The 26582-nt window shown below is 70.2% G+C and carries 24 protein-coding genes; 4 read left to right on the forward strand and 20 right to left on the reverse strand.

What is annotated here, in order from left to right:
* Positions 1 to 10: 10 nt before the first annotated feature.
* The 9 genes from mltG to C4V41_RS25550 all read right to left on the reverse strand — a co-directional run bounded on the left by mltG (position 11) and on the right by C4V41_RS25550 (position 9034).
* Positions 11 to 1186 carry an endolytic transglycosylase MltG gene (mltG, locus tag C4V41_RS25510; protein WP_235030371.1) on the reverse strand — a complete coding sequence of 392 codons (1176 nt, stop codon included), beginning with the start codon at positions 1184 to 1186 and terminating at the stop codon, positions 11 to 13.
* 400 nt (positions 1187 to 1586) lie between these two features.
* The gene (gene ruvX, locus C4V41_RS25515; protein ID WP_103958473.1) at positions 1587 to 2066 is read right to left on the reverse strand and encodes a Holliday junction resolvase RuvX; all 480 of its coding nucleotides are present in this window, start codon (positions 2064 to 2066) and stop codon (positions 1587 to 1589) included.
* A gap of 1 nt (position 2067) precedes the next feature.
* Entirely contained in the window at positions 2068 to 4740 is a 2673-nt protein-coding gene (gene alaS / locus C4V41_RS25520) for an alanine--tRNA ligase (protein WP_103958474.1), read from the reverse strand.
* A 45-nt stretch (positions 4741 to 4785) separates the two neighbouring features.
* A complete protein-coding gene (locus tag C4V41_RS25525) occupies positions 4786 to 5016 on the reverse strand; it encodes a hypothetical protein (RefSeq protein WP_103958475.1) in 231 nt (76 codons plus the stop codon).
* Positions 5013 to 5405 (reverse strand): DUF948 domain-containing protein, encoded by a 393-nt coding sequence (locus C4V41_RS25530; RefSeq protein ID WP_103958476.1) that lies wholly within the window; start codon positions 5403 to 5405, stop codon positions 5013 to 5015. The genes C4V41_RS25525 and C4V41_RS25530 overlap by 4 nt, the downstream gene beginning before the upstream one ends.
* An 85-nt stretch (positions 5406 to 5490) precedes the next feature.
* Positions 5491 to 6354, reverse strand: a complete 864-nt coding sequence (locus tag C4V41_RS25535) for an oxygenase MpaB family protein (protein ID WP_103958477.1) — start codon at positions 6352 to 6354, stop codon at positions 5491 to 5493.
* Positions 6355 to 6413: 59 nt separating this feature from the next.
* Complete coding sequence (locus C4V41_RS25540; RefSeq protein WP_103958478.1) at positions 6414 to 7244, reverse strand: cyclase family protein; 831 nt, start codon at positions 7242 to 7244, stop codon at positions 6414 to 6416.
* Complete coding sequence (locus C4V41_RS25545) at positions 7241 to 8545, reverse strand: replication-associated recombination protein A (protein ID WP_200824254.1); 1305 nt, start codon at positions 8543 to 8545, stop codon at positions 7241 to 7243. Before C4V41_RS25545 ends, C4V41_RS25540 begins: the two co-directional genes overlap by 4 nt.
* Before the next feature lie 9 nt (positions 8546 to 8554).
* Positions 8555 to 9034 (reverse strand): DUF2231 domain-containing protein, encoded by a 480-nt coding sequence (locus tag C4V41_RS25550; RefSeq protein ID WP_103958480.1) that lies wholly within the window; start codon positions 9032 to 9034, stop codon positions 8555 to 8557.
* Positions 9035 to 9201: 167 nt separating this feature from the next.
* On the opposite strand from C4V41_RS25550, the gene C4V41_RS25555 reads away from it, so the two are divergent.
* The gene (locus C4V41_RS25555) at positions 9202 to 10122 is read left to right on the forward strand and encodes a peptidylprolyl isomerase (protein WP_235030372.1); all 921 of its coding nucleotides are present in this window, start codon (positions 9202 to 9204) and stop codon (positions 10120 to 10122) included.
* Positions 10123 to 10189: 67 nt separating this feature from the next.
* Here C4V41_RS25555 and aspS read toward each other — a convergent pair whose 3' ends face one another.
* Genes aspS through C4V41_RS25570 form a run of 3 tightly spaced genes read right to left on the reverse strand, consistent with a single transcriptional unit; the run spans position 10190 to position 13918 of the window.
* The gene (aspS, locus tag C4V41_RS25560; RefSeq protein WP_103958482.1) at positions 10190 to 11920 is read right to left on the reverse strand and encodes an aspartate--tRNA ligase; all 1731 of its coding nucleotides are present in this window, start codon (positions 11918 to 11920) and stop codon (positions 10190 to 10192) included.
* 55 nt (positions 11921 to 11975) lie between these two features.
* A complete protein-coding gene (gene hisS / locus C4V41_RS25565) occupies positions 11976 to 13238 on the reverse strand; it encodes a histidine--tRNA ligase (protein WP_103958483.1) in 1263 nt (420 codons plus the stop codon).
* Positions 13238 to 13918 carry an MBL fold metallo-hydrolase gene (locus C4V41_RS25570; RefSeq protein WP_103958484.1) on the reverse strand — a complete coding sequence of 227 codons (681 nt, stop codon included), beginning with the start codon at positions 13916 to 13918 and terminating at the stop codon, positions 13238 to 13240. The genes hisS and C4V41_RS25570 overlap by 1 nt, the downstream gene beginning before the upstream one ends.
* 138 nt (positions 13919 to 14056) lie before the next feature.
* On the opposite strand from C4V41_RS25570, the gene C4V41_RS25575 reads away from it, so the two are divergent.
* The 3 genes from C4V41_RS25575 (at position 14057) to C4V41_RS64355 (ending at position 17444) form a co-directional block, all read left to right on the forward strand.
* Positions 14057 to 14932 carry a peptidylprolyl isomerase gene (locus C4V41_RS25575; RefSeq protein ID WP_327537470.1) on the forward strand — a complete coding sequence of 292 codons (876 nt, stop codon included), beginning with the start codon at positions 14057 to 14059 and terminating at the stop codon, positions 14930 to 14932.
* Positions 14933 to 14994: 62 nt separating this feature from the next.
* Complete coding sequence (locus tag C4V41_RS25580) at positions 14995 to 16224, forward strand: DUF349 domain-containing protein (protein WP_103958821.1); 1230 nt, start codon at positions 14995 to 14997, stop codon at positions 16222 to 16224.
* 128 nt (positions 16225 to 16352) lie between these two features.
* Positions 16353 to 17444, forward strand: a complete 1092-nt coding sequence (locus C4V41_RS64355; protein ID WP_235030373.1) for a cupin domain-containing protein — start codon at positions 16353 to 16355, stop codon at positions 17442 to 17444.
* A gap of 16 nt (positions 17445 to 17460) precedes the next feature.
* Here the strand turns inward: C4V41_RS64355 and C4V41_RS25595 are convergent, their stop codons facing one another.
* The 8 genes from C4V41_RS25595 to ruvC all read right to left on the reverse strand — a co-directional run bounded on the left by C4V41_RS25595 (position 17461) and on the right by ruvC (position 26504).
* Positions 17461 to 19653, reverse strand: a complete 2193-nt coding sequence (locus C4V41_RS25595; RefSeq protein ID WP_103958823.1) for a RelA/SpoT family protein — start codon at positions 19651 to 19653, stop codon at positions 17461 to 17463.
* 189 nt (positions 19654 to 19842) lie between these two features.
* Positions 19843 to 20361 (reverse strand): adenine phosphoribosyltransferase, encoded by a 519-nt coding sequence (locus C4V41_RS25600; RefSeq protein WP_103958486.1) that lies wholly within the window; start codon positions 20359 to 20361, stop codon positions 19843 to 19845.
* A gap of 128 nt (positions 20362 to 20489) precedes the next feature.
* Complete coding sequence (gene secF, locus C4V41_RS25605) at positions 20490 to 21482, reverse strand: protein translocase subunit SecF (protein ID WP_103958487.1); 993 nt, start codon at positions 21480 to 21482, stop codon at positions 20490 to 20492.
* A 1-nt stretch (position 21483) separates the two neighbouring features.
* Positions 21484 to 23310: a protein translocase subunit SecD gene (gene secD, locus C4V41_RS25610; RefSeq protein WP_103958488.1), complete on the reverse strand. Its 1827-nt coding sequence runs from the start codon at positions 23308 to 23310 to the stop codon at positions 21484 to 21486.
* A 93-nt stretch (positions 23311 to 23403) separates the two neighbouring features.
* The gene (yajC, locus tag C4V41_RS25615; RefSeq protein WP_103958489.1) at positions 23404 to 23793 is read right to left on the reverse strand and encodes a preprotein translocase subunit YajC; all 390 of its coding nucleotides are present in this window, start codon (positions 23791 to 23793) and stop codon (positions 23404 to 23406) included.
* Between the two features lie 211 nt (positions 23794 to 24004).
* Positions 24005 to 25036, reverse strand: a complete 1032-nt coding sequence (gene ruvB / locus C4V41_RS25620; protein ID WP_103958490.1) for a Holliday junction branch migration DNA helicase RuvB — start codon at positions 25034 to 25036, stop codon at positions 24005 to 24007.
* A 288-nt stretch (positions 25037 to 25324) separates the two neighbouring features.
* On the reverse strand, positions 25325 to 25945 hold the full coding sequence (gene ruvA, locus C4V41_RS25625; protein WP_103958491.1) for a Holliday junction branch migration protein RuvA: 621 nt from the start codon (positions 25943 to 25945) through the stop codon (positions 25325 to 25327).
* Positions 25946 to 25973: 28 nt separating this feature from the next.
* Complete coding sequence (gene ruvC, locus C4V41_RS25630) at positions 25974 to 26504, reverse strand: crossover junction endodeoxyribonuclease RuvC (protein WP_103958824.1); 531 nt, start codon at positions 26502 to 26504, stop codon at positions 25974 to 25976.
* Positions 26505 to 26582 lie beyond the last annotated feature (78 nt).

Raw genomic sequence — 26582 nt, forward strand, 5'->3', positions numbered from 1 at the left:
CCGTGGAACATCAGCTCGCCCCGAGGTTCTTGTTCAGCTCTTCCCGGTATCTCACGAACTCGCTCTCTTTGTTGGTGAATTTGGTGATTCTATGCGCCGGATCCGTCGTTACAAACCAGTGCCAATCACCTTCCGCCGGGTTCAGCGCCGCCATCAGCGCCTTCTCTCCGGGATTGGCGATGGGTCCTGGCGGCAGTCCGCGATGGCGATAGGTGTTGTAGGGAGAGTTCACCTTGGTGTCGCTCTCCGTGACCTTCAGGGTGCGGCGGTTCTGGGCGTACAGCACGGTGCTGTCGATCTCCAGCGGGGTGCCTCTCTCCAGGCGGTTGTAGATCACTCTGGAGATCTTCGGGTAGTCCTCGTCGGTTCCGCCCTCGGCCTGGATCATGCTGGCCACCGTGACGGCCTGGAGGGGTGTCAGGCGTACGCGTGCCGCCTGCTCCTCCAGGTCCACCTGGCGGGCGGCGGCGATGAAACGCTCGGCCATGGCCGCCAGCACGTCCACGGCGGTGTCGCCGGGCTCGATCTCGTATGTGGCCGGGAACAGGAAACCCTCCAGCCCCCGGGCGTACGCGGGCAGGCCGACCAGGGCCTTGTCGACGTTCATGAGGTCCTTCAGCGGCAGCCCGGCCAGCTTGGCGACCCGGCTCAGCACCTCGGAGGTCCGCAGGCCCTCGGGCACGGTGACCCGCCGCACGATCCTGGACGCGGGGGCGAGCAGCAGGTCGAGCGCCGCGCCCGCGGCCATGCCCTTGCGCAGCCGGTAGTGCCCCGGCCGCAGCCGGTCGCTCACCGCGCGTTCCTCGGTGACGTTCACGAACGACCCCACGCTCGCCACCACCCCGGCCTCGGTCAGCGCGGACCCGATGGCCTGCGCGCTGGACCCGGGCGCGATCCGCACGGTCACGGCGCCGCTGCCCGGCCCCTCGAAGTCATCGGGACTCAGGTACGGCTTCACCGCCACGACCGTCCCCACCCCGAGCACCAGCAGTCCGGCGGCCAGCGCGGCCGACAACAGCCCCGCCTTCCGCACGGCCCTCTGACGCCGGGCCGGCAACGGAATGACCTCCGCCTCGGCAGCCTCGTCCCTGCCCTCCTCCGGCCCCGAAGGCTCACCTGTGGTGTCCCCGGACCGGAACGGAATCACCTCGCCGCCGTCATCCTCATCCTCAGGCGTCCCGTTCACACGACCACCCCGCCCACACACCCGTGAGCATGGGCACCGCCGCCGCCAACCGCCCTCCCGGCGACGCCCGCCCAGGCAGCGGCCCTCCCGGCCACGCCTGCCCGGCCAACGGCTCTCTCACCCGCAGGCACCAGGGCGGTGGCCCCGTCGTTCACATGTTCGCGCCCAGTGGGGCGACACGTGGCTCCGGCGCGCACCGCAAGAGCCCGGCACCCCATCGGAGCCCCGACGCGCACCGCACGAACGCGGCACGCCATCGGGGCCCTGGTGAGCGTCGCAGGAACATGGCCCGCCACCGGGGCCCAGCCGCGGGCCGGAGAAGGGCGGCACGTGGCCAGGGCACAGGCGCACGCGGCACGTAGGTGGGACGCCGGGTCTGCGGGGCCGGGGGGTGGCCCGCTCATGAGGCAGGTCCGTCGGCCGCTGGTGGCGGTTCGACGGGCCTGCCTGGTGGTCTTTCCGTCGCCCGCTCCGCGTCGAGCGCGTCCTGCAGCAGCACGACCGCCGCCGCCTGGTCGACGACACCGCGCTGCTTCTTGGCCCGCACACCGCTGGCCCGCAGCCCCTGCTGGGCGGCGACCGTGGTCAGCCGCTCGTCGAACAGCCGCACGGGCGTCGGCGCGAGCCGGGCCGCGAGCTTGGCGGCGAACTCGCGCGCCAGCCCCGCGGCCTGCCCCTCACGCCCCGACAGCGAGGTGGGCAACCCCACCACGACCTCGATCGCCTCGTGCTCGGCGACGATCGCGGCGATGCGGTTGAGGTCGCCCTTGCCGCGCCTGACGGTCTCCACCGGCGTGGCCAGCATCCCGGAAGGGTCGCTGCGGGCCACGCCGACACGTACCGAACCGACGTCCACGCCGATTCGCGAACCGAATCTCATATCAGCTGAGCTGCCCCGAAATGGCCTCTTCGACCAGTCGCAACGCGTCGCCGATCGACTCCGCTCGCGTGCCACCGCCCTGCGCGACATCGTCCTTGCCGCCACCGCCACCCCCAAGAGCCTTGGCGGCGACGCCGACCAGTTTCCCGGCCTTGAGCCCCCGCTCGCGCCCCGCCTCGTTGACCGCGGCAACCACCACCGGCCGGTCGGAGGGGGCACCGGCGATCACGACGACCGCCGGCCGGTCGGCCGGGAACCTGCCACGCACATCAAGCGCGAGCTTACGCAGGTCATCGGCGCCGGTTCCATCAGGCGCGCGGTGTGTCACGACGGAGACACCCCGCAGGTCACGAGACTGGGACGCCAGATCGCCGGCCACCTGGAGCACCTGCGCGGAGCGGATCTTCTCCAGCTCCTTCTCCGCCGTGCGCAGCCGGGTGACGATGCCGTCGATGCGCTCGGGCAGCTCCTCGCGGCGCGCCTTGAGCTGCTCGGTGAGCTGCGCGACGAGCACGCTCTCGCGCGCCAGGAAGCGGAAGGCGTCGATGCCGACGAGCGCCTCGACGCGGCGCACGCCTGCGCCGACCGACTGCTCGCCCAGCACCTTGACCAGGCCGAGCTGGCCGGAGCTGTGCACGTGGGTGCCACCGCACAGCTCGCGCGAGTAGTCGCCGATCTCGACCACGCGGACCTCGTCGCCGTATTTCTCGCCGAACATCGCCAGCGCGCCCATCGCCCGCGCCTCGGCCTGCGAGGTGTAGAAGGCGTTGACCTTGAGGTCGTTGATGAGCACGGCGTTGACCTCGTCTTCGACGTCACGCAGCACGCTCTGCGGGACCGCGCCCGCCGCGGTGAAGTCGAAGCGGAAGCGGCCGGGCGAGTTCTCCGAACCGGCCTGCGCCGCCGTCTCGCCGAGCGCGTTCTTGAAGCCGCGGTGAACGAGGTGGGTGGCGCTGTGGCTGCGCGAGATCGCGCGGCGCCGCTCCAGGTCGATCTCCGCCTGCGCGTCGTCGCCGACCTTGAGCTCACCGCTGCGGATCTTGCCGCGGTGCACGACGAGCCCGGCGATCGGCGACTGCACGTCGTTGATCTCGACCTCGGCCCCACCGGTACGGATCACGCCCTGGTCGGCGAGCTGGCCACCGCCCTCGGCATAGAACGGGGTGCGCGCCAGCACGACCTCGACCGTCGTGCCCGCGCCCGCCGCCGGGACGGGCACGCCGTCGACGAGGATGCCGAGCACGCTGGTGTCGGCCTCGGTCTGGTCGTAGCCGAGGAACTCGACCTTGCCCGCCGCCTCGAGGAGTTGCCCGAACACGGAGATGTCGGCGTTGCCGGTCTTCTTCGCGGCGGCGTCGGCCTTGGCCATCTGCCGCTGCTCCTTCATGAGCCGGCGGAAGCCCTCCTCGTCGACCTTGAGCCCGTGCTCGGACGCCATCTCCAGCGTCAGGTCGATCGGGAAGCCGTAGGTGTCGTGCAGCTTGAACGCCTGGTCGCCGGAGAGCGTGGTGCCGGACTTGCGCTTGGTCTCCTCGACGGCCACGTCGAAGATCGCGGTGCCGGTGCGGAGCGTGCCGAGGAAGCTCGCCTCCTCGGCGTCGATGACGCCGTGGATCTGCGGCGCGTCGTTCTTGAGCTCGGAGTACTGCTCGCCCATGACGTTGATCGCGACGTCGGTCAGCTCGTGCATGTAGCGCTCGTCGCCGGAGCCGAGCAGCCGCAGGTTGCGGATGGAGCGGCGCAGGATGCGGCGCAGCACGTAGCCGCGGCCCTCGTTGCCGGGCATGACGCCGTCGGCGACCAGCATGGTGCCGGTGCGCACGTGGTCGGCGATCACCCGCAGGCTGACGTCGGCGCGGTGGTCGCGGCCGTAGCGGGTCTTGGTGAGCTCGGCCGCCCGGTCGAGGATCTTGTAGGTGGTGTCGATCTCGTAGAGGTTGTCGACGCCCTGCAGGATCGTGGCCATGCGCTCGAGGCCCATGCCGGTGTCGATGTTCTTCGCGGGCAGCTCGCCGGCCACGTCGAAGTCGACCTTGGTGCGGACCTGGCTGAGCTGGTATTGCATGAAGACGAGGTTCCACACCTCGAGGTAGCGCTCCTCGTCGGCGACGGGACCGCCCTCCTTGCCGTATTCGCTGCCGCGGTCGTAGTAGATCTCCGAGCAGGGGCCGCCGGGACCGGGCACGCCCATGTGCCAGTAGTTGTCCTCCAGGCCGCGGCGCTGGATGCGGTCTTCGGACACGCCGACGCGGTTGCGCCAGATGTCGTACGCCTCGTCGTCGTCGTGGTAGACGGTCGCCCAGAGCCGCTCCTCAGGGAAGCCGAAGCCGCCGTCGGACTCGGACCTGGTGAGCAGCTCCCACGCGAACGGGATCACCTCGGCCTTGAAGTAGTCGCCGATGGAGAAGTTGCCGAGCATCTGGAAGAACGTGGCGTGCCTGGTGGTCTTGCCGACCTCTTCGATGTCGGGGGTGCGCACGCACTTCTGCGCGGTGGCCAGCCTGGGCGCCGGAGGCTTGCGCTGCCCCAGGAAGTACGGCTTGAACGGCACCATACCGGCATTGACCAGGAGCAGCGTGGGGTCCTCAGCGATCAGGCTGGCCGAGGGCACTACCTTGTGCCCACGCTCCTCGAAGAAGCGCAGGAAGCGGCGGGCGATCTCTGCCGACTCCATGGTGGCCATCCTTTGCTGTAGTCATCGATTGTCGTTCTGGGTGTTTCAGGGGGTGGTATCAGGGTTGTCGAGCCCGAAGCGCGCTCGCAACTCGGTTTCGCGCTCCGCGGCCTCGCCGAGCGCGTCCTGGGTAAAGTCTCTCACCCGCCGGACCATGCCCGCGGCGCCGTCGGCGGTCCTGCGGGCCACGTGATCGGGATGAAGCGCCTGCAACCGGCGCATTACCCAGAAGGCGATGAAGGCGCCGAGCGACAGGTAGAACAGCCGTCTGATCATCTCGGCCGCCCCTGCCGGGCCCTGGTCACGGGCTTGCGCGGGCGGCGGGCCTCGATGGCGCGGCGCACGCCGTAGCCGAGCGAGGACACCTTGATCAGCGGCCCGGTGAACATGGTCTGCGTCACCGCGCTGAGCTTGGCGGCGTGCGCGCTGACCTGCTTGACGTCCTTGGCGATGGCCTCGACGGCGACCAGTTGCCTGTTGGTCTCGTTGACGGTGACGCTCATGTCGTCGAGCAGCGGCGTCAGCCGGTCGTTCAGGTCGGAGACCGCCTTGGTGGTCTCCGTGAGCAGCCTGGCGAGCTTGACGAGCACCATGGCGAGAACGCAGACCAGGACAACCCAGCCCGTGGCCGCGATCAGCCCGGCGACCTCTCCAGCGGTAAGCATCCGCTCATCTCCCTCGTACGCTGGGCCGGAACGGCAAGACCCTATCGCGTTCGAGTGACAACGTTAGTGACCAAGGCGGGCGCGATCAGGCAGCCACGTCGGCCCCTGACACTTCCGTGACCGCTCGCATGAGGCCGCGGGCCGCCCTGATCTCGGGCGCCACCAGCTTGGCCGGCAGGGCCATGGCCGCCGCGCGAAGGGCCTTGAGTGCCGTGTCCGCCGCGTATTCGGCCGCTCTGTTGCCGCGGCAGCCGTACATCTGACGGGCCCAGGCCGGCAGGGTGGCGAAGGCGAGCGCGCCCGCGGCGGGCAGTGAGCCGAGTTCGAGCGGGGGTGTCATGAACGCCAGCCGGAACGACAGTTGCGGGCTCACGCTGCGGCGCAGCGCGTCGCGGGCCTCGCCGGTGACGGCCAGGCAGGGGCGCATGCCGTCGAAGTAGTCCGCGAGCTCGGCCGTGTCCCCCGGCACGTCCCCGGCGCCCAGGAGCCGGGCGCTGCGCCGCTGTTCGGCCACATAGGCGTCGCGGTCGGCCGGGGTGAGCGGCACACCCGAGCGCAGGGCGACCTCCAGGTGCGAGGAGACCTCGGCGCAGTGCGCCCAGCGCAGGTTCTCCTCCTCGTCCACGCGGAACAGGGTGCCGGTGTCGGTGTCGAGGCCGATGAGGCGGGCGTGCACCCGGCGGATCCGCTCGCCCGCCTGTTCGGCCTGCTCGCTGGTGCCGAAGGTGCGCACGGCCACGAAGTCGAGCTGACGCCGCAACCGGGCGCGGGCCACCTCGGGGTCGTCGAGGAGGCAGTTCTGGGCGATGCCGCGGATGGTGCGGGGGTGCAGGGCCTGGAGCTGGAAGGCGCGCAGGGCGGCCGGCCTGGCGGGGGTTTCGGTGTGGACGCGCCAGGTGATCGACTGAGGACCGAACAGACCGCCGCCGGGGGTGACCATCGCCTTCATCCGATGGTGATTCCCCGCGACCACCGCTTTAGTACGGCTTTCTCCGGGTCGGTACGGCTTCAGCCGGGTATGCGGGCGTAAGCCCGTATCGGCACATGTCCGACGCCCTCAAGGCGCGGCGGCGCGGCCGTGAACAGCGCCCCGGTCGGCGGAAGCGACTCCAGCCCGGCAAGCCGCTCCACGACGGGCACACCCGCACCGAGCAGCACCTCACGAGCGAGCGGGCCGACGCGAGCACCACCGCCGACCCGGGCACCACCGTCGAGACCGTCGGCGCGGGCACCGCCATCGCCCCCGTCGGCATGGGCGCCGTCGTCCAGGCTGCCGGCGTCCGTGCCGACCAGCGCGACCCCCTGCTCCACCAGCCAGCCGGCCGCCTCAACGGTGAGGCCGTGGCCGCCGGACCCGCCGGTGTGCAGCAGCACGGCGTGGTCGCGGACGTCGAAGGCGGCCAGCGAGCCCACGCCGACCGGCCGCGCGGTCCCGGCGACGCGCACCACCACGGCGGGCACGTCCACGGTCCGCCCCAAAGGGACGGCCGCGAGGTCGCCACCAGGCGCCTCCAGGCAGGTGCCACCGTCCCCCGAAAGGCGTCCGAGCTCGACCAGCCGCCCCGAAACCAAAGCCCGGCCAGGGCCGGCGGAGCCCCGCCCCGACGCCGAGTCGGACGGCCCGCCCCTGGTGCCCTTGTGCGGCTCGGCGAAGATCCGCACGTTGGTGAGCTCCACGGTGTCCGTCATCAGCAGCCCGAGCGAGGCCACGAACAACGCCGCGATCTCGCTCTCACCGGCGGCAGGCCCCGGCAGGTCCACCCGGAACCCGTGCACGCTGAGATCACCCCCGTTGCTGAAGGCGATCGCCGCGTCGAAGGAGGCGCGATAGTCGGTCATGACCCTCTCAGAAAGGCGCGGATCTTGGCCCACCGCTCCGACACCGGTGCCTCCGCCCCATGCCGGGTCGGCTCGTAGTAGCGCTTGTCGCGGACGACCTCCGGCGCGTAGTCCTGCCGGACCAGCCCGTGGTCGAAGTCGTGCGGGTATTTGTACCCGTCGCCGTGGCCGAGCTTGGCCGCCCCCTGGTAGTGGGCGTCGCGCAGATGCCCGGGCACCTGGCCGATCAGCCCCCGCCGGACGTCGCTGACGGCCGCCCCGATCGCCTTGACCACGGCGTTGGACTTGGGCGCCGTCGCGCAGTGGATGACCGCGTGCGCCAGGTTGATCTGCCCCTCGGGCAGCCCGATGAGCTGCACCGCCTGGGCGGCGGCCACGGCGGTCTGCAGGCAGGTCGGGTCGGCCAGGCCGACGTCCTCGGAGGCGAAGATGACGATGCGGCGGGCGATGAAGCGCGGGTCCTCCCCCGCCTCGATCATGCGGGCCAGGTAGTGGAGCGCGGCGTCGGCGTCGGAGCCGCGCATCGACTTGATGAACGCGCTGATCACGTCGTAGTGCTGGTCGCCCTGCCGGTCGTAGCGCACGGCGGCCTTGTCGACGGCCTTCTCGACGACCTCGACGGTGATGTCGTCGGCCAGCAGCGCCGCGGCCTCCAGATAGGTGAGCGACCTGCGCGCGTCACCGCCCGCCAGACGGACGAGGTGCTCCAGGGCCTCGGGCGCCAGGGTGGCGCGCTCCCCCAGGCCGCGCGGGTCGGTCACCGCCCGCTCCAGCACCGCGCGTACGTCGTCGTCGGACAGGGACTCCAGCGTGAGCAGCAGCGAGCGCGACAGCAGCGGTGAGATGACCGAGAAGTACGGGTTTTCCGTCGTGGCGCCGATGAAAGTGACCCAGCGATTCTCGACGGCGGGCAGCAGGGCGTCCTGCTGGGCCTTGTTGAAGCGGTGCACCTCGTCGACGAACAGCACCGTCTGGCGGCCGCTCATGCCCAGCTCGCGGCGGGCGTTGTCGATGGCCGCCCGCACGTCCTTGACCCCCGCCGACACGGCGGAGACCTCGACGAAGCGGCGCTTGGTGACGTTGGAGACCACGTAGGCGAGCGTGGTCTTGCCGGTGCCCGGCGGCCCCCACAGGAACAGGGACATGGGCGCCTCGCTCTCGACCAGGCGCCGCAGCGGCGTGCCAGGACCGAGCAGGTGCCGCTGGCCGATCACCTCGTCGAGCGAGCGCGGGCGCATCCGCACCGCCAGGGGCTGCGGGGTGGCCTCCTCAGCCGCCGAGTCGAACAGGCTATCCACAATGCGAGATTACTAGGCCCAGACCGCTCTCGCGCCCGAGTCCCCCGCGCGGAAGACGTAGTAGCCCGCCACCGCGCCCAGGACCAGGGTCAGCCCCGCCAGGACGAGCGTCATGGAGCGGCCGAAGCGGTCGCGGCCGACGGAGTCGCGGGCCGGGCGCGTGACGTACACGAGAAGCAGGGCCGCCACGGACAGCCCGAGCACCGACAGCAGCAGCGGCGTGGCGAAGCTCTGGTGCGTCGAGATGCGGGTGGCCAGTTCGCCCTCCGCGGTGGAGAACCGGGCCGCCTTGAGGCTCGCGCCGCTCTGCCTGGCGGCGAAGACGGCCGCGGGCGTGGCCAGGGAGAGCAGGACGACCGCCCACGCCACATACGGACGCCGGCGTGGCAGCAGCGCGTAGGCCGCCGCGACGACGACGAGCAACGGGGTCAGCACCACGGCGAAGTGAATGATCAGCGGGTGGGCCGGCAGGCCCAGGATCTGGTCGAACATGGGGCGCTCCTTAGTGCTCATTTCAACTACGCATCTCAGCACCATATGGTTCGCGACCTCTGTAGTCCCACCTACGGCTTTCGCCACTTACGTCCGGCACATAACGAAGGCCGGTAGCATTCGCGGAGTTGTTTGGTCATGCATCGGCAAAGATGAGGGGACTAGCGGTGAGCGGCGACGACCGCCAGAACGAGGAAGACCGCCAGGCAGAGCTGGCGCGGGAGCACAAGGAGCGGCAGGCGAAGCGCGCCTCCGACCAGACCGCCAAGGCACGGCGGAACACCTTCATCGGTGCGGGCGTGGCCGTCGTCGTGGTCGCGGCGGGCGTCTTCGCCGCCACGACCCTGGTCGGCAACGACAAGGGGGCGGCCGAGGTGGACGCCGCCGCGAGGGCGTCGGCGAGCGCGAGCCCGTCCACGAGCTCCGGCCCTCTGGAGCCGGCGCCGTCGATCACTCCGACGAAGACCGGGCCGGTGTCGTGCGCGTACAAGCGTGAGACGGCGGTGCCGAACAAGTTCGTGGGACTTCCGGGCAAGCGGCCCAACATGAAGCTCAAGAAGATGACGATCGAGTTCAACCGGGGCAAGGTCGTCGTCGACCTCATGACGGCCGCCGCGCCGTGCTCGGTCAACTCGATGAGCTTCCTGTCGAAGAAGAAGTTCTACGACAACATGAAGTGCCACCGCCTGGTCACGCCCGACGTGGCCGGTGTGCACATGCTGCAGTGCGGCGACCCGCTGGCCAAGGCCGACGGCAAGAACCCGACGGACGGCCAGGGCACCTCCGGCTACGTCTTCACCGACGAGAACATCGACATCCCGGTGGGCAAGGGTGTGGTGTTCCTGACGCAGGCGGGTGACGCGGCGGGCCAGAACAACAGCCAGTTCGCCTTCTCGCTGTCGGACGAGAACGTCCAGATCGGTGCCGGCTACAACGTGCTCGGCATGGTGAGCGAAGGCATGGACACGCTGCTCGCCATGGCCACCAGCGGCAAGGACCTGCTCCTGAACGACGCCGACATCACGGGCGACGGCGGCACGACCGCGCCGAAGAACCCCGTGATCATCAAGCGGATCACGTTCTCCTGAGGTAGAGCGCGAAAAATACGGCGGGCGCCCGATCGGGCGCCCGCCGTATTCGCGTTTCAGGGGCTGATCACTCCTTGGGCGTCGCGTCGACGCCCGCCTCCTTGCGCTGCACGGTGGTGATGGGCGTGGGCGCGCCCGTGAGCGGGTCGAAGCCGGAGGCCGTCTTCGGGAACGCGATCACGTCACGGATCGAGTCGCCGCCGGACAGCAGCATGCAGATCCGGTCCCAGCCGTAGGCGATGCCGCCGTGCGGGGGCGGGCCGTACTTGAACGCCTCCAGCAGGAAGCCGAACTTGCTCTCCGCCTCCTCCTTGGAGATGCCGAGCACGTCGAAGACGCGCTGCTGCATCTCGGCCCGGTGGATACGGATCGAGCCGCCGCCGATCTCCATGCCGTTACAGACCATGTCGTACGCGTACGCCAGCGCCTCGCCCGGATGGTCCTGGAAGTTGTCGGCCCACTCCGGCTTCGGCCCGGTGAACGGGTGGTGCACGGCCGTCCAGCCGCCCTCACCGTCCTCCTCGAACATGGGCGCGTCCACGACCCACAGGAACGACCACAGCGACTCGTCGATCAGCCCGCAGCGCCGCCCGATCTCCAGGCGGGCCGCGCCGAGCAGGTCGCGCGCGGCGTTACGAGCCCCGGCGGCGAAGAAGATCGCGTCACCCGGCGCGGCGCCCACCTTGGCGGCCAGGCCGGACAGCTCCGCCTCCGACAGGTTCTTGGCGACCGGGCCGCCGAGCATGCCGTCGTCCTGCACGAGCACGTAGGCCAGGCCCTTGGCGCCGCGCGAGCGGGCCCACTCCTGCCAGCCGTCGAGCTCCTTACGGGTCTGCGAGCCGCCACCGGGCATCACCACGGCGCCCACGTAGTCGGCCTGGAAGACGCGGAAGGTGGTGCCCGCGAAGTAGCCGGTCATCTCGACCAGCTCCTGGCCGAAGCGCAGGTCGGGCTTGTCGGAGCCGTAGCGGGCCATCGCGTCCGCGTACGTCATGCGCGGCAGCGGCGACGGCAGTTCGTAGCCGAGCGTCTCCTTCCAGATCCGGCCGATCAGCTGCTCGCCGACCGCGATGACGTCCTCCTGGTCCACGAAGGACATCTCGACGTCGATCTGGGTGAACTCCGGCTGCCGGTCGGCCCGCAGGTCCTCGTCGCGGTAGCACTTGGCGAGCTGGTAGTAGCGCTCGAGCCCGGCCACCTGGAGGAGCTGCTTGAACAGCTGCGGCGACTGCGGCAGCGCGTACCAGTTGCCGGGCTGCAGGCGCACCGGCACCAGGAAGTCGCGCGCGCCCTCGGGCGTGGAGCGGGTCAGCGTCGGCGTCTCGACGTAGACGAAGCCGAGCTCGTGCATCACCTCGTTGGCCAGGTAGGTGGCCTTGGAGCGGGTACGCATCGCGGCGGCCACCTGCTGGCGGCGGATGTCGAGGTAGCGGTATTTCAGCCGCGCCTCCTCCGACACCCCCACGTTGCCCTCGATCGGGAACGGCAGCGGCGCGGACTCGCTCAGCACCTCGACCCGGTCGGCCACGACCTCGATCGCGCCGGTGGGCAGCTCGGGGTTCTCGTTGCCCTCGGGCCGCGTCCTGACCTGGCCGACGACCTGCACGCAGTATTCGGCGCGCAGGTCGTGGGCGTGGTCCTCCTCGCGGAAGACCACCTGCGCCGAGCCGGAGGCGTCACGCAGGTCGATGAAGACGACGCCGCCGTGGTCACGGCGGCGCGCCACCCATCCTGCGAGCGTCACCTGCTGCCCGGCGTGCTCCTCGCGGAGCGACCCGGCGGTATGCGTGCGGATCACTGCACTTTCCCTTCATGCGAATAGGAGAGGGGCGGCAGCGGCCCTGGCTCGCCGGTCACTGCACCTTCCCCTTCAGTACGTCGACGACCTTGGCCAGCGGCACTTCGGTCTGCTCGGCGGTGGCCAGGTCCTTCACTTGCACGGCTTCGGCCGCGAGGTCACGCTCGCCCAGGATCAGCGCGAACGCCGCGCCCGAGCGGTCGGCGCCCTTCATCGCGCCCTTGAGCCCCTTGCCACCGAAGGCCATGTCGGCGCTGACGCCCGCCTCGCGCAGCTCGCCGACGAGCAGGAACATGCGGCGGCGAGCGTCGTCACCCAGCGGGACACCGTACACCTGGACGCGCCTCTGTGCGGTGTCGTCGGCGAGCAACCCCTCGGCCTCCATGGCCAGGAACGTCCGGTCCACGCCGAGCGCCCACCCGACGCTGGGCAGCGGCGGGCCGTCGAGCATCTCGCTGAGCCCGTCGTAGCGGCCGCCGCCGCCCACGGCCGACTGCGAGCCGAGGCCGTCGTGCACGAACTCGAACGTGGTGCGCGTGTAGTAGTCGAGCCCGCGCACCAGGCGCGGATCGTCCTCGAACGCCACCCCGGAGGCGGTCAGCAGGCCACGGACCTCCTCGTGGTAGGCCTCGCAGGCCGCGCACAGGTGATCGACGACCAGCGGCGCGCCCTCCAGTCGAGCCTGGACCTCGGGCCGCTTGTCGTCGAGCACGCGCAACGGGTTGATCTCGATGCGCGCCCTGGTGTCCTCGTCGAGGTCGAGCCCGCGCAGGAACTCCTGCAGCGCCGCCCGGTAGGCGGGCCGGCAGTTCTTGTCACCGAGCGAGTTGAGGATCAGCCGGACCTGCCGGAGCCCGAGCGAGGCGAACCCGCGCGCCGCCAGGATGATGATCTCGGCGTCGAGCGCCGGGTCCTCCGAGCCGAGCGCCTCGGCCCCGACCTGCCAGAAGTGCCGGTAGCGGCCCTTCTGGGAGCGTTCGTAGCGGAACTGGCTGCCGGAGTACCACAGCTTCACCGGGAGCTGGCCGTTGTGCAGGTTGTGCTGGAGCACCGCGCGCACGACCGAGGCCGTGCCCTCGGGCCGCAGCGTCAGGGAACGGCCGGCCTTGTCGGGAAAGGTGTACATCTCCTTGGAGACGATGTCCGTGGACTCGCCTACGCCCCTGGCGAACAGCTGGGTGTCCTCGAAGACCGGCGTCTCGATGTAGCCGTATCCCGACCGGCGCAGCGGCTCGCTCAGCGCCTCGCGCACGGCGAGGACCCGCTCGGAGCGGGGCGGCAGCCAGTCGAAGGTGCCTTTCGGTGCTTGGAAGCTCATTAGATCCCTCGTGTGGGACCGGCGTGCGGCGCTGCTTCCTTGAGGTAGGGGTTGGTCGCGCGCTCGCGGCCGATCGTGGTCTGTGGTCCGTGGCCCGGCAGGACGACCGTATCGTCAGGCAGCGGCAGGCACTTGGAGGCCAGGCTGCGCAGGATGGTCGCGTAGTCGCCGCCGGGAAGGTCAGAGCGGCCGATGGAGCCGGCGAACAACAGGTCACCCGAGAACATGATCTCGTCACCGGGCAGCCGGAAGCTCACCGACCCCCTGGTATGGCCGGGCGTGTGGTCGACCACGAGCTCAAGACCGGCGAGCGGCAGCACGGCGCCGTCGGACAGCTCGCGCACGTCGTCGGGCTCGCTCAGCGTCAGCCCGCCGAACATCGAGGCGCTCGTGCCGGACCAGCCCGCGGCCGGGTCGCTCAGCAGGTGGCGGTCCTCCGGGTGGATCCACGCGGGGACGTCGCGCGCGCCGCAGACGGGGGCCACCGACCAGACGTGGTCGAGGTGGCCGTGGGTCAGGAGGACCGCGACCGGCTTGAGCCGGTGCTCGCGCAGCAGCTCGTCCACGCCTTCGGTCGCGTCCTGACCTGGATCGACGATCACGCACTCCTCGCCGGCGGCAGGCGCGACAACGTAACAATTGGTCTGGAAGGCCCCTGCGGGGAAGCCGGCGATGAGCATCTGCCTCAGGTGATCTCGTCGAAAAGCCAATGGGAATGTAACTGAAGGGTACCGGTGCGGGTCGCCGGGCTGCGAATCATTACCCGTTGGCCGATACGATTCGCCCACCTCAGTTGATTGACTATGGGAGGCAAAGCGGTGGCCACGGGGAAGGACCGGCAGAAGCAGCTGGCACGCGAGCACTACGAGCGGCAGATGCAGCGCCGCGTCGAGCGTGAGCAGAAGGCCAAGCGCACGGCGATCATCGGCTCCACCGTGGGCGTGGTGATCGTGGTCGGCGGCATCGTGGCCGCGGTCGCCCTGCTCGGGGGCAATGACCCGGCGACGGAGGCGGCGGCATCGCCCTCGGCGACGCCCGCCGACACGACGGCGACGACGGCGCCGCCCGCGACGGGCCCCAAGCCGTACAACGCGGCGACGGGCACGTGCGACTACGCCAAGGACACCGGCGGCGGTCAGGTCAAGGACGTCGGCACGCCGCCGGCGAAGGTGAAGACCGAGCCGGCGACGAAGACGATGACGCTCAAGACGAACCAGGGCGACATCGTGGTCGAGCTCAACAACGCCAAGGCGCCCTGCACGACCAACTCGCTGGAGTTCCTGGCGAAGAAGAACTACTACAAGGGCAGCAAGTGCCACCGGCTCGGCAGCGACAAGTTCCCGATGCTGCAGTGCGGCGACCCGACCGCGAAGGCGGACGGCAAGAGCCAGGACGGCTCGGGCGGCCCCGGCTACGTGATGGCCGAGGAGAACCTGCAGGGTGCCCAGTACAAGCGCGGCGTGATGGCCATGGCCAAGACGCAGGCGCCGGGCAGCACGGGCAGTCAGTTCTTCCTGGTTTACGGAGACATCGGACTCACCCCGGATTACACGCCGGTGGGTACGATCACCAAGGGGCTCGACATCCTGGACAAGGTGAACAAAGCAGGCGTCATCGGCGACGCGGGAGACGGGACAGGAGCGCCAAAGCAATCCGTCGAAATCAAAGACGTGACAATCGCCGGCAAGAGCTGACGTAATACAAACTAGGGACGAAGTAGTCCCGAAGGGTCTGATGGATAGTGCGGGAGGACACGGTGAGCACCGACCCGTGGGGCCGGGTAGACGACGACGGCACCGTCTACGTGCGTACGGCTGAGGGAGAGCGAGCCGTCGGCTCCTGGCAGGCCGGTGAACCCGAAGAGGCACTGGCCTACTTCCATCGCAAGTACGACGAGCTGGCCGGCCAGGTGCAGTTGCTGGAGCAGCGCGTCAAGGGCACCGATCTGGCCCCGGCGCAGGCCGAGGCGAGCATCGTCAAGCTGCGCGAGGCCGTCGCCGACGCGCACGCCATCGGCGACCTGGCCGCCCTGGTGGCCCGGCTCGACGGCCTGACGGAGCTCGTCGGCCAGCGCCGCGAGGAGGTCAAGGCGGCCCGCGAGCACGCGCGGGCCGAGGCCAGGACGGTCAAGGAGCGCATCGTCGGCGAGGCCGAGCGCATCGCCGACGAGACCACTCACTGGAAGTCGGGCGGCGAGCGGCTGCGTCAGCTCGTCGAGGAGTGGAAGGCGGCCGACCGGATCGACCGGGTCACCGAGGCCGCGCTGTGGAAGCGGCTCTCGGCCGCGCGCACGGCGTTCGCCAAGCGGCGCAAGCAGTACTTCGCGGGGCTCGACGAGCAGCGCGAGGGCGTGCGGGCGACCAAGGAGCGCATCGTCGCCGAAGCCGAGGCGATCGCCGACTCGACCGACTGGGGCACGACCGCGGCGATCTACCGCGAGCTGATGCAGCAGTGGAAGAGCGCTGGGCGCGCCTCACGCGAGGCCGAGGACGAGCTGTGGGCGCGCTTCAAGGGCGCCCAGGACCAGTTCTTCCAGGCCCGTTCGGCGGTCTTCGCCGAGCGTGACGCCTCGCTGGCCGCCAACGCGCAGGTCAAGGAGGAGCTGCTCGCCGACGCCGAGAAGATCCTGCCCGTGACCGACGTGCGCACGGCCCGAGGGGCGCTGCGGCACATCCTGGAGCGGTGGGAGGCCGCCGGCCCCGTGCCGCGCGAGCAGCGCGACCGCCTGGAGGGCGGGCTGCGCAAGGTGGACGAGGCCGTGCGCAAGGCCGAGGACGCCGAGTGGAAGCGCTCCAACCCCGAGGCCAGGGCTCGCGCCCAGAGCACGGTCGACCAGCTCCGCACCTCGATCGAGCAGCTCGAGAAGCGGCTGTCCAAGGCGCAGGCCGCAGGGCGCGCCAAGGACGTCAAGGAGGCCGAGGAGGCCCTGATCGCCCGCCGCTCGTGGCTGGAGGAGGCCGAGCGCACGCTGACCGAGTTCAGCTAGTCCGGCGCGGGGGCCTCGCGCCCCTCGCCGGACGGCTCGGGCGGTCCGCTCTGTTTCTCCTGCCCATTGATGCCGCCGTCGCGTGAATCGGGCGGCGAGCGGCGGCGCCACGGATCTAGGCTGACGGCATGGATCCCGTCAGCGCGGCGCGCGCCTTCATCGAAGAGATGTTCCCCGGCGCTCTTTACGCCTTCGTCGGCGGCAGCGTGCTCACCGAGCGCCGCACCGGCACCTCCGATCTCGACGTCGTGGTGGTGCTCGACGGGCTGGCGCGCCCCTATCGCGAGACGCTGCGCTGGCGCGAGTGGCCGGTGGAGCTGTTCGCGCACAGCGAGACCAGCCTGGCCGCCTACATCGGCAAGGGCTTCGACGAGCGGCGGCCGATCCTGGCGCGCATCTGCGCCGAGGGCGCGGTGCTGGCCGACAGGACGGGCGGCCGGGCCAGCGACCTGCAGAGCGCGCTGGCCGAGCGCCTGTCGGCCGGGCCCTCGGGGCTGACGACCGGCCAGGCGGAGCGGGCCCGATACGTGCTGTCCGACCTGCTCGACGACCTGGCGGGGACGACGGATCCGGGTGAGCGGGCGTTCATCGGCTGGGAGATCGTGCAGGCCACCGCCAGGACCGCGCTGGGCATGGGGCGCTGGTGGCAGGGGAACGGCAAGTGGCTGCTGCGCGAGCTGCGCACCCTCGATGCGGAGCTGGCGGATGAGCTGCTCGCGGCCCGCGACGACCCCGCGAAGCTGACCGCCGTGGCCACGACCGTGCTCGAACGGGCCGGAGGACGCCTGTGGGAGGGCTATCGCACCCAAGGGGACCCCTTCCACCGGCCCCTGCGTCACATCGCCTCAGGAGAGCTCTCCGGCGATACGGCGCAGAGCCCCGGCATGCGGCGGCTGGCCGCCGTCAGCGGCGCCTCGGCCGGCTCGGCGCGGCTGTGGATGGGGCAGACGCACGTCGCGCCCGCCAGCCGCTCCTCGGACCACCACCACGGCGCCTCGGAGACGGCCATCTACGTCGTCAGCGGCCACCCGTCGTTCGTGTTCCTGGAGGACGGCCAGGAGGTGCGCCTGGACGCCAAGGCCGGCGACTACATCTTCGTGCCGCCCTACGTGCCGCACCGCGAAGAGAACCCCGACCCCTCCGAGGAGGCGGTCGTGGTGATCGCGCGCAGCACGCAGGAGGCGATCGTCGTCAACCTGCCCGACCTGCGCCAGCGCTGAGCTTCCCGCCGGGGGCTCAGCCGCCGGCGCCGCTCACCCGGTAGACGTCGAAGACGCCCTGGATGTTGCGTACGGCCTTCAGCACGTGACCCAGGTGCTTGGGGTCGCCCATCTCGAAGGTGAACTTGCTGATCGCCACCCGGTCGCGGGAGGTCGTCACGGAGGCGCTCAGGATGTTGACGTGCTGGTCGGACAGCGTGCGGGTGACGTCGGACAGCAGGCGCGGCCGGTCGAGCGCCTCCACCTGGATGGCCACCAGGAACACGCTGTCGTCGCTGGGCGACCAGCTCACCTCGACCAGGCGGTCCGGCTGCGACTTGAGCGCCTGCACGTTGGTGCAGTCGCCCCGGTGCACCGACACGCCGTGGCCCCGGGTGACGAAGCCGACGATGTCGTCGCCGGGCACCGGGGTGCAGCACTTCGACAGGCGTACCCACACGTCGGCGTCGCCCGCCACCACCACGCCCGCGCCGCCACCGCCACGGGGGCGGCCGCGCAGCCGGGTCGGCAGCGAGGTCTCGGCGATGTCCTCCTCGGCGCTGTCGACGCCGCCGATCGAGCTCACCAGCTTCTGCACGACGGTCTGGGCCGCGATGTGGCCCTCGCCCACGGCCGCGTAGAGCGCGGACACGTCGGGGTAGCGCAGGTCGCGGGCCAGCGCCAGCAGCGCCTCGCCGGACATCAGCCGCTGCAGCGGCAGGCCCTGCTTGCGCATGGCCCGCCCGATGGCCTCCTTGCCCGCCTCGATCGCGGTCTCGCGGCGCTCCTTGGAGAACCACTGCCGGATCTTGTTGCGGGCGCGGCCGGACTTGACGAACTTCAGCCAGTCGCGCGACGGCCCGGCGTCCGGCGACTTGGAGGTGAAGATCTCGACCGTGTCGCCGTTGCCGAGCCGCGACTCCAGCGGCACCAGCCGCCCGTTGACCCGCGCGCCGATGCAGCGGTGGCCCACCTCGGTGTGCACGGCGTAGGCGAAGTCGACCGGCGTGGCCCCCTCGGGCAGGGCGATGACCGAGCCCTTCGGGGTGAACACGTAGACCTCGGAGACCGACAGGTCGAAGCGCAGCGACTCCAGGAACTCGCCCGGGTCGGAGGTCTCCTTCTGCCAGTCGAGGAGCTGGCGCAGCCAGGCCATGTCGCTGCCCGGCTTGACCTTGCCGGTGGGGCCGGGGGCGCCGACCTCCTCTTTGTACTTCCAGTGCGCGGCCACGCCGTATTCGGCCCTGTGATGCATCGCGTGGGTGCGGATCTGCAGCTCCACCGGCTTGCCCTCGGGACCGATCACCGTCGTGTGCAGCGATTGGTACATGTTGAACTTGGGCATCGCGATGTAGTCCTTGAACCGCCCCGGCACCGGGTTCCACCGGGCGTGGATGGTGCCGAGCGCCGCGTAGCAGTCGCGCACGCTGTCGACCAGCACGCGGATGCCCACCAGGTCGTAGATGTCGTCGAACGCCACATCGCGGGCGATCATCTTCTGGTAGACCGAGTAGTAGTGCTTCGGCCGGCCCTTGACCACCGCGCGGATCTTCGCCTCACGCAGGTCGCCGGAGACCTTCTCGATGACCTCCTGCAGGAACAAGTCCCTGCGCGGCGCCCGCTCCGACACCATGCGCGCGATCTCGTCGTAGCGCTTGGGGTAGAGCATCGCGAAGGCGAGGTCCTCGAGCTCCCACTTGATCGTGTTCATGCCCAGGCGGTGGGCCAGCGGGGCGAAGATCTCCAGCGTCTCGCGCGACTTCTGGTGGCGCTTGTGCTCCGGCAGGTAGCGCATGGTGCGCATGTTGTGCAGCCGGTCGGCCAGCTTGATGATCAGCACCCGGATGTCGCGCGACATCGCGACGACCATCTTGCGCACCGTCTCGGCCTGCGCGGCGTCGCCGAACTTGACCTTGTCGAGCTTGGTGACGCCGTCGACCAGCGACGCGATCGTGTCGCCGAAGTCGCCGCGCAGCTCGTCGAGGCTGTAGGCGGTGTCCTCGACGGTGTCGTGCAGCAGCGCCGCGCACAGCGTCTCGTCGTCGGTGCCGAGCTCGGCCAGGATCGTCGCCACGGCCAGCGGATGGGTGATGTACGGGTCGCCGGACTTCCGCTTCTGGTCGCGGTGGTGATAGGCGGCGACGTCGTAGGCGCGCTCGATCACGCGCAGGTCGGCCTTGGGATGGGTGGCGCGGACCGTGCGGAACAACGGCTCCAGCACCGGATTCATGGCCCCACCCCCAAACCGCCTTCGGCGCACCGACGGCACGCCGGACGTCTCGGCGTTGCCAGAGTCGGTCACGTCGGGCACGACCACATCACGGGGCACACAGACTCCTCACGCAATGGCTCCTCACGTTTCGAGTCCAGATCCCCCAGTGTATCCAGGCGGCGAACCTGGGCCGCCGCGGGCCGGGGCTCAGACGATCAGCAGGGAGTGCACGTCCACCCCCGTCAGGCGCTCTCGTCCCTTGAGAAAGGCCAGCTCCATCAGCACGGCGATGCCGACGACCTCGGCTCCGGCCCTTTGCACCAGCTCCACGGCCGCCTTCGCGGTGCCTCCCGTGGCCAGCACGTCGTCGACGACGAGAACCCGGTCGCCGGGCGTGAAGGCGTCACGGTGGACCTCGATGGTCGCGGAGCCGTACTCCAGATCGTAGGACTCTTCCAGGGTCGCGGCGGGCAATTTCCCCTTCTTTCGTACGGGAACGAACCCCGCCGCCGCCCGATACGCCACCGGCGCGGCCAGAATGAACCCCCGCGCCTCGATCCCCACGATCTTGTCCACCTGGTGAAGCCCGGCCAGTTCGTCCACCACGGCCGCCATCGCGACCGGGTCCGCCAGGAGCGGGGTGATGTCCTTGAACATGACGCCCGGCTTGGGGTAGTCGGGCACGTCTCTGATCCGATCCAGGATGATCGCGCTCAGCTCACTCATGGCGTTTCCTCGCCTCTCTCAACCGGCCGTATGCCGGGCTCCATGATGGTGCATTTCCGGCCGCACCCGGACACGACGACGCCCTCACCCCGGTGCAGGGCGAGGGCGTCGTACGGATGCCGTCGCGGCTACCCCTTGGCTACGGCCGCGCTTTTGGAGCCCTTGGCTCCCTTGCCACCTCCCGTGGAGGCGAGCCTCCTGGCGATGGCCTGGTATTTCGGCTCGCGCTCCTTCAGCGTCACCAGCAGCGGCGTGGCCACGCACAGCGACGAGTAGGTGCCGACGATCATGCCGACGAACAACGCCAGCGACAGGTCCTTCAGCGTGCCCGCGCCGAGCAGCGTGGTGCCGATGAACAGGATCGCCGCCACCGGCAGGATCGCGACCAGCGAGGTGTTCAGCGACCGGATCAGCGTGTGGTTGAGGGCGTTGTTGGCCGCCATCGAGTAGGTCTGCTTCGACCCGTGCCCGAGCTTGGCCGTGACCTCCTTGATCATGTCGAACACCACGACCGCGTCGTAGAGCGAGTAACCGAGGATGGTCAGGAAGCCCAGCAGCGTCGCCGGCGTGACCTCGAAGCCCGACCAGGCGTAGATGCCGGCCGTGATGACGAGGTCGTGGATGAGCGCGACGATGGCCGCCAGGGCCATCTTCGGCTCGAACGCCATCGACAGGTACAAGATGATCGCCAGCATGAACACGCCCAGGCCTATCCAGGCCTTCTGGGACACCTCACCGCCCCAGGACGCGCCGATCGACTGGATGTCGACCTGGTTGGTGGGCACGTTGAAGTCCTTGGAGACGGCGGTCTGCACCTGGTTCATGGTGCTTTCCGACAGCGTCTCGGTGGTCACCCGCCAGCGGTCACCGGCCGTCTGCACGATCGGCTGGTGCACGCCCTGCTCCTGGAACACCTCGCGTACCTGCTCGATGTTCGCGGTCTGGGCCTTGAAGGAGAACACCGACCCGCCCCTGAACTCCACGCCCAGGTTGAGGCCGTTGATCAGCAGTCCGGCGAGGGAGATGATCAGCAGGAAGCCCGACAGGCTGTACCAGAGCTTCCACTGGCCGACGAAGTCGACATCGATCTCGCCGCGATAGAGGCGACGCCCCAGTCCCATCTCAGGCCTCCTGCGGAGTGGTCGTGCGGCCGGTCGTGACCTCGCTCATGCGCTCGGCGTCGAGACCCGACAGCGGGTGTCCCTTGGCGAAGAACTTCACCCTCGCCAGCAGGGCGATGAACGGCTTGGTGAACAGGAACACCACCACGATGTCGATCAGCGTGGTCAGGCCCATCGCGAACGCGAACCCGGCCACACCGCCCACCGCCAGGAAGTACAGCACGATCGCGGCGATGAACATGACGGCGTCGGCGATCAGGATCGTGCGCCGGGCACGGACCCAGGCCACCTCGACGGCCGCGCGAAGCGTCCGCCGTCCTTCCTTCATCTCATCACGGATGCGTTCGAAGTACACGATGAAGGAGTCGGCGGTGATGCCGATCGAGACCACCAAACCGATGATGTGCGGCAGCGAGAGCCGGAAGTTGGCGTTGTGCCCGAGCACCACCACGGCCGTGTACGTGATCAGCGTGGCCACCACGAGGCTCAGCACCGCCACGATGCCCAGGCCCCGGTAGTAGAGCAGACAGTAGACGACCACCAGCGCCAGGCCGATGAGGCCCGCGATCAGGCCGCCCTGGAGCTGGTCCTGGCCCAGGGTCGAGGAGACCGTGTCGATCGAGCTGCGGTTGAACTTCAGCGGCAGCGCGCCGTACTTGAGCTGGTCGGCCAGGTTGGTGGAGCTGGCCTGGTCGAAGCCGCCCGTGATCTCGGCACGACCGCCGGGGATCGGGCTGATGATGTTGGGCGCGGTGATGACGACGCCGTCGAGCACGACCGCGACCTTGTTGCGCGGCTCCTGCGAGTTGTACGCGGTGGTGGTGAGCTTGCTCCACTCGCCCGCGCCCTTGCTCTTGAAATCGAGCTGCACGACCCACTCGGTGGTGCCCTGCTGGACGCCCGCCGAGGCCGTGTCGATGTCGGTGCCGACGACCTTGGCGACGTCGAGGACGTACTTGTAGCTGCCGTCGGTCTCACAGCCGGCGTACTGCTTGTTCGGGTCGTCCTGGACGCCCTGGCCGCGGTTGGCCGGGTCGGCGCAGTTGAGCTTCTGGAACTGGGCCAGCACCGCGGGGTCGATGCCCTCGGTGTTGATGCCGGCCATCGGGTCCTGCTGCTGCGGCGGCGTGCTGGCCTGGCCGGTCGGGCTCGCCGACGGGGAGGCCTTGTTCTTCTTGGTGTCCTGCTGAGTCGCGGACGGCTGAGCCGACGGCTCGGCGTTCTTGGCGCCGGTCTGGTCGGTCTTCGCCCCGGTCTGGCCGGTCTGGTCGGTCTTGGCGCCGGTGCTCTGCTCGGCGGCCGGAGCGGCCGGGCTCGGCGCGGTCAGCGCGGAGGACAGCGCCTTGCCCGTGGGCGAGGGGGTGGCCTTCGGCGCGCCGGCCGACTCCGAGGTCGACGGCTTGGCCGAGCTCGACGGCTTGGCCGACTGGCTCGGGGCGGCCGAAGGAGACCCGCTGGGCGTCGGCGCGTTGGTGGCCAACTCCTGCGGGACCTCCGTGGCCGCCATCGCGAGGACCTGGCGGAAGCGCAGCTCCGCGGTGGTCGCGACCAGCTTCACGGCCTCGCTCTGTCCGACGCCCGGAATGGAGATGATGATGTTGTCGCCCGACTTGGCGACCTCCGCGTCGGAGATTCCGGTGCCGTTGACCCGATCGCGGATGATGTTGACCGCGCGGTCAAGGATCTCCTCCGGAGGAGCCGCGTTGTTCTGAGTCACGGGAGACAGAGTCACCGTCGTGCCGCCGGCGAGGTCGAGTCCCAGCTTGGGCGTGAACGCCTTCTGCAGGAACATCGTCCCGAGCAGGGCGAGGATGAGCGCCAGAAGCACGAGGAGCGTACGCCCCGGTCGGCTGTGGCTGCTGGTCGATCGGGCCACTGGTCGTCAGTTCTTTCGGATAGGGGTGTTTGTCGCAGAGCTTAGTCAGGACTGCTTGGTACTGGAGTCCTGGTCGCCGTTACGCTCCACGGTGGCCTCGGACTCCTTCTTGCCCTCCTCGCCGAGTTCGGCCTCGTCATCGGCCGGCTCCGCGTCCGCTGGGGCGTCACCGGGGGTGACGACGCGGCCGATGGCGGCCTTCACCCAACGGGTCTCGATCCCGGGCGCGACCTCGAGGATCACATCCTCATTGTCCACCGCGACGACGGTGCCGAAAAGTCCGGTCGTCGTCATGACCCGCGCGCCGGGGCCCAGGGAGTTCTGCATCTTGATCGCCTCTTGCTGGCGCTTGCGCTGGGGGCGGATCAGCAGGAAGTAGAACACCACCACCAGAAGAATCAGCGGCAGGATGCTTCCGAGTTGTCCCATGTCCATAAGGGGCGACCTTCCATTGTCGTACAAGAAGTTGACACCGGCCTCGCGCCGGAAATTCCGTGCGTGGCTTGGGGCCGCGCCGCTCAGCCCGTCAGCCTACACAGCCAGCCAAGCCACGGAGTGTAGGCGCTTGTTGCGAAACGCGGCAACGAGGCAGCGTTTCGGCGCGCGGGGAAGTTCCCAATTTGAAACGGTTGCAACCGTTCTGTAATCAGTCGAAAAGTGCCGCTCCGAACGCATCGGGTGGCGGTGTCATACCGAGATGGGTCCAGGCCGCGGCGGTCGCGACCCGGCCGCGCGGAGTCCTGGCCAGCAGACCTTGGCGTACGAGGAACGGCTCGGCCACCACCTCGACCGTCTCCGGCTCCTCCCCCACGGCCACGGCGAGCGTCGACAGGCCGACGGGGCCGCCGCCGAACTTCTTCAGCAGCACGCCGAGCACCGCCCGGTCGAGCCGGTCGAGCCCTTCTGCGTCGACTTCGTAAAGGTTCAGTGCCGCGGAGGCGATGTCGCGGTCGATCAGCCCGTCGGCCCGCACGTCGGCGAAGTCGCGTACGCGCCGCAGCAGCCGGTTGGCGATGCGCGGCGTGCCACGGGAGCGCCGGGCGATCTCGTGGGCGCCCTCGATGGGCAGCTTGACGCCGAGCAGCTTGGCGGAGCGGTAGAGCACCTGCTCCAGCTCGCCGACCTCGTAGAAGTCCATGTGGGCGGTGAACCCGAACCGGTCGCGCAGCGGGGCGGGCAGCAGCCCGGCGCGGGTGGTGGCGCCGACCAGCGTGAAGGGCGAGACCTCAAGGGGGATGGCGGTGGCGCCCGGGCCCTTGCCGACGATGATGTCGACCCGGAAGTCCTCCATGGCGAGGTAGAGCATCTCCTCGGCGGGCCTGGCCATCCGGTGGATCTCGTCGATGAACAGCACCTCGCCCTCGGTGAGCGTCGACAGGATGGCGGCGAGGTCACCCGCGCGCTCCAGGGCGGGCCCTGAGGTGATCCTGAGGGGCGCGTTGAGCTCCGCCGCGACGATCATGGCCAGGGTCGTCTTTCCGAGCCCTGGAGAGCCGCTCATGAGCACGTGGTCGGGCGGCCGCCGCCGTCGCAGGGCGCTCTCCAGGACGAGGGAGAGCTGTTCGCGCACGCGGGCCTGGCCGATGAACTCGCCCAGGCGCTTGGGCCGGAGCGCCGCCTCGATCTGCAGCTCGTCGCCCTCGGCCTCGGACGAGAGAATCTCCCTCTCAAACCCCACGCCGCCCCCACCTCCCGTTCAGCACCTGGCTATCACACACCCTGCCTTGGACCGCCATCTGACTGGACACCGATTTCCGGAATGGGTCCGAAGGCGTCACCACCGCGCCGGGACGGCGGGGTGTGGCGCGGCGGGGGCCGGCGCGTCTGGGACGGTGGCCGGCCGGGGCACGGTGGCCGGTCAAGGTGGCGCTCGTCACGGCGAGCAGCCCGTGAGCCTTCACGACCGGCCATGACGGACGGTCACCGGCGTCGGCGCGTGCGGGGACGGTGGCTTCGCCGTAAAGGCTCATCGGATGCTCAGAGACTTGAGAGCCGCCTTGAGCAGGGCGGCGACCTGGGGCTGGCGGCCGGCGGCGAGGTCGGCGTCGGCGTCGGGCTCCACGGCGGCGATCGCCTCGTCGGCGTCCTTGCCGGAGTAGCCCAGCCCCACCAGCCCCGAATGGACCTGGTCGCGCCACGCCGCGACCCGCCGCTCCCCGTTGAGCGCCGCGTTGACCGCCTCCTCAGGCGTGCCCAGCCGGTCCTTGAGCTCCAGGACGATCCGCTGCGCCCCCTTCTGCCCGATCCCCGGCACCTGGGTGAGCGCCTTGAGGTCGGCACTTGCCACGGCGACCCGCAGCGCGTTGGGCGGGTGGACGGCGAGCATCGCCAGCGCCAGCTTGGGCCCGACCCCGCTGGCCGTCTGCAGCAGCTCGAACACGGCCCGCTCGTCATCGCTGACGAAGCCGTAGAGGGTGAGCGACTCCTCGCGCACGACCAGCGACGTGGCCAGGCGCGTGTCCTCGCCGACCCGCAGCGTCGCGAGCGTGCCCGGCGTGCAGTGGGCGAGGATGCCGACCCCGCCGACCTCGATCACGGCCCCGTCGGGCGCGACCGCCGCCACCTTGCCCGCCACCGACGCGATCACGGCCCCACCCCCGTCGCCTGAAGGTCTGTCACAGTCTGGGGTCCTTTCGGGTGGCCTTGGCCAGGGCCTCGGCCAGGCGGTGCTGGGCGCCGCCGCGCCAGGTGTGGCAGATGGCCAGGGCGAGGGCGTCGGCGGCGTCGGCGGGCTTGGGCATCTCGCTCAGCCGGAGCAGCCGGGTGACCATGGCGCCGATCTGCTTCTTGTCGGCCGTGCCGCTGCCGGTGATGGCCGCCTTGACCTCGGACGGCGTGTGCAGGGCCACCGGCAGGCCGCGCCGGGCCGCGCACAGCACCGCGATGCCCGCCGCCTGGGCGGTGCCCATCACGGTGCGGACGTTGTGCTGGCTGAAGACGCGCTCGACCGCGACCGCGTCGGGCCGCACGTCGTCGAGCCACTGCTCGATCCCCGCCTCGATGCCGACGAGCCGGGCGCCGAGCTCCTCGTCGGCCCCGGTGCGCACCACCCCGACGGCCACCAGCGTCAGCGGCGCGCCCGGACGCCCTTCGACAGCGCCCAGGCCGCACCGGGTCAGCCCCGGATCGACGCCCATCACCCGCACCGGCATGCCTCCCCGCGCCGCCGAACATCTGTTCGGCACGAGACTTTACCCCGGCTGAGGTGGCCGTGCATCGGAAAA

The organism is Nonomuraea solani, from assembly GCF_900108335.1.
Taxonomy (GTDB): Bacteria; Actinomycetota; Actinomycetes; order Streptosporangiales; family Streptosporangiaceae; genus Nonomuraea; species Nonomuraea solani.

Bases quoted from the DNA above. Each gene is read 5' to 3' on its own strand.
- ruvX (WP_103958473.1), bottom strand. From the start codon at position 2,066: ATGAGATTCGGTTCGCGAATCGGCGTGGACGTCGGTTCGGTACGTGTC.
- yajC (WP_103958489.1), bottom strand. From the start codon at position 23,793: ATGGACATGGGACAACTCGGAAGCATCCTGCCGCTGATTCTTCTGGTG.
- C4V41_RS25540 (WP_103958478.1), bottom strand. From the start codon at position 7,244: ATGACCGACTATCGCGCCTCCTTCGACGCGGCGATCGCCTTCAGCAAC.
- C4V41_RS25570 (WP_103958484.1), bottom strand. From the start codon at position 13,918: ATGCTCATCGCCGGCTTCCCCGCAGGGGCCTTCCAGACCAATTGTTAC.
- C4V41_RS25600 (WP_103958486.1), bottom strand. From the start codon at position 20,361: ATGAGTGAGCTGAGCGCGATCATCCTGGATCGGATCAGAGACGTGCCC.
- C4V41_RS25535 (WP_103958477.1), bottom strand. From the start codon at position 6,354: ATGAAGGCGATGGTCACCCCCGGCGGCGGTCTGTTCGGTCCTCAGTCG.
- C4V41_RS25550 (WP_103958480.1), bottom strand. From the start codon at position 9,034: ATGTTCGACCAGATCCTGGGCCTGCCGGCCCACCCGCTGATCATTCAC.
- hisS (WP_103958483.1), bottom strand. From the start codon at position 13,238: ATGAGCTTCCAAGCACCGAAAGGCACCTTCGACTGGCTGCCGCCCCGC.
- alaS (WP_103958474.1), bottom strand. From the start codon at position 4,740: ATGGAGTCGGCAGAGATCGCCCGCCGCTTCCTGCGCTTCTTCGAGGAG.
- C4V41_RS25530 (WP_103958476.1), bottom strand. From the start codon at position 5,405: ATGCTTACCGCTGGAGAGGTCGCCGGGCTGATCGCGGCCACGGGCTGG.
- secF (WP_103958487.1), bottom strand. From the start codon at position 21,482: ATGGGACTGGGGCGTCGCCTCTATCGCGGCGAGATCGATGTCGACTTC.
- C4V41_RS64355 (WP_235030373.1), top strand. From the start codon at position 16,353: ATGGATCCCGTCAGCGCGGCGCGCGCCTTCATCGAAGAGATGTTCCCC.
- C4V41_RS25595 (WP_103958823.1), bottom strand. From the start codon at position 19,653: ATGAATCCGGTGCTGGAGCCGTTGTTCCGCACGGTCCGCGCCACCCAT.
- C4V41_RS25525 (WP_103958475.1), bottom strand. From the start codon at position 5,016: ATGATCAGACGGCTGTTCTACCTGTCGCTCGGCGCCTTCATCGCCTTC.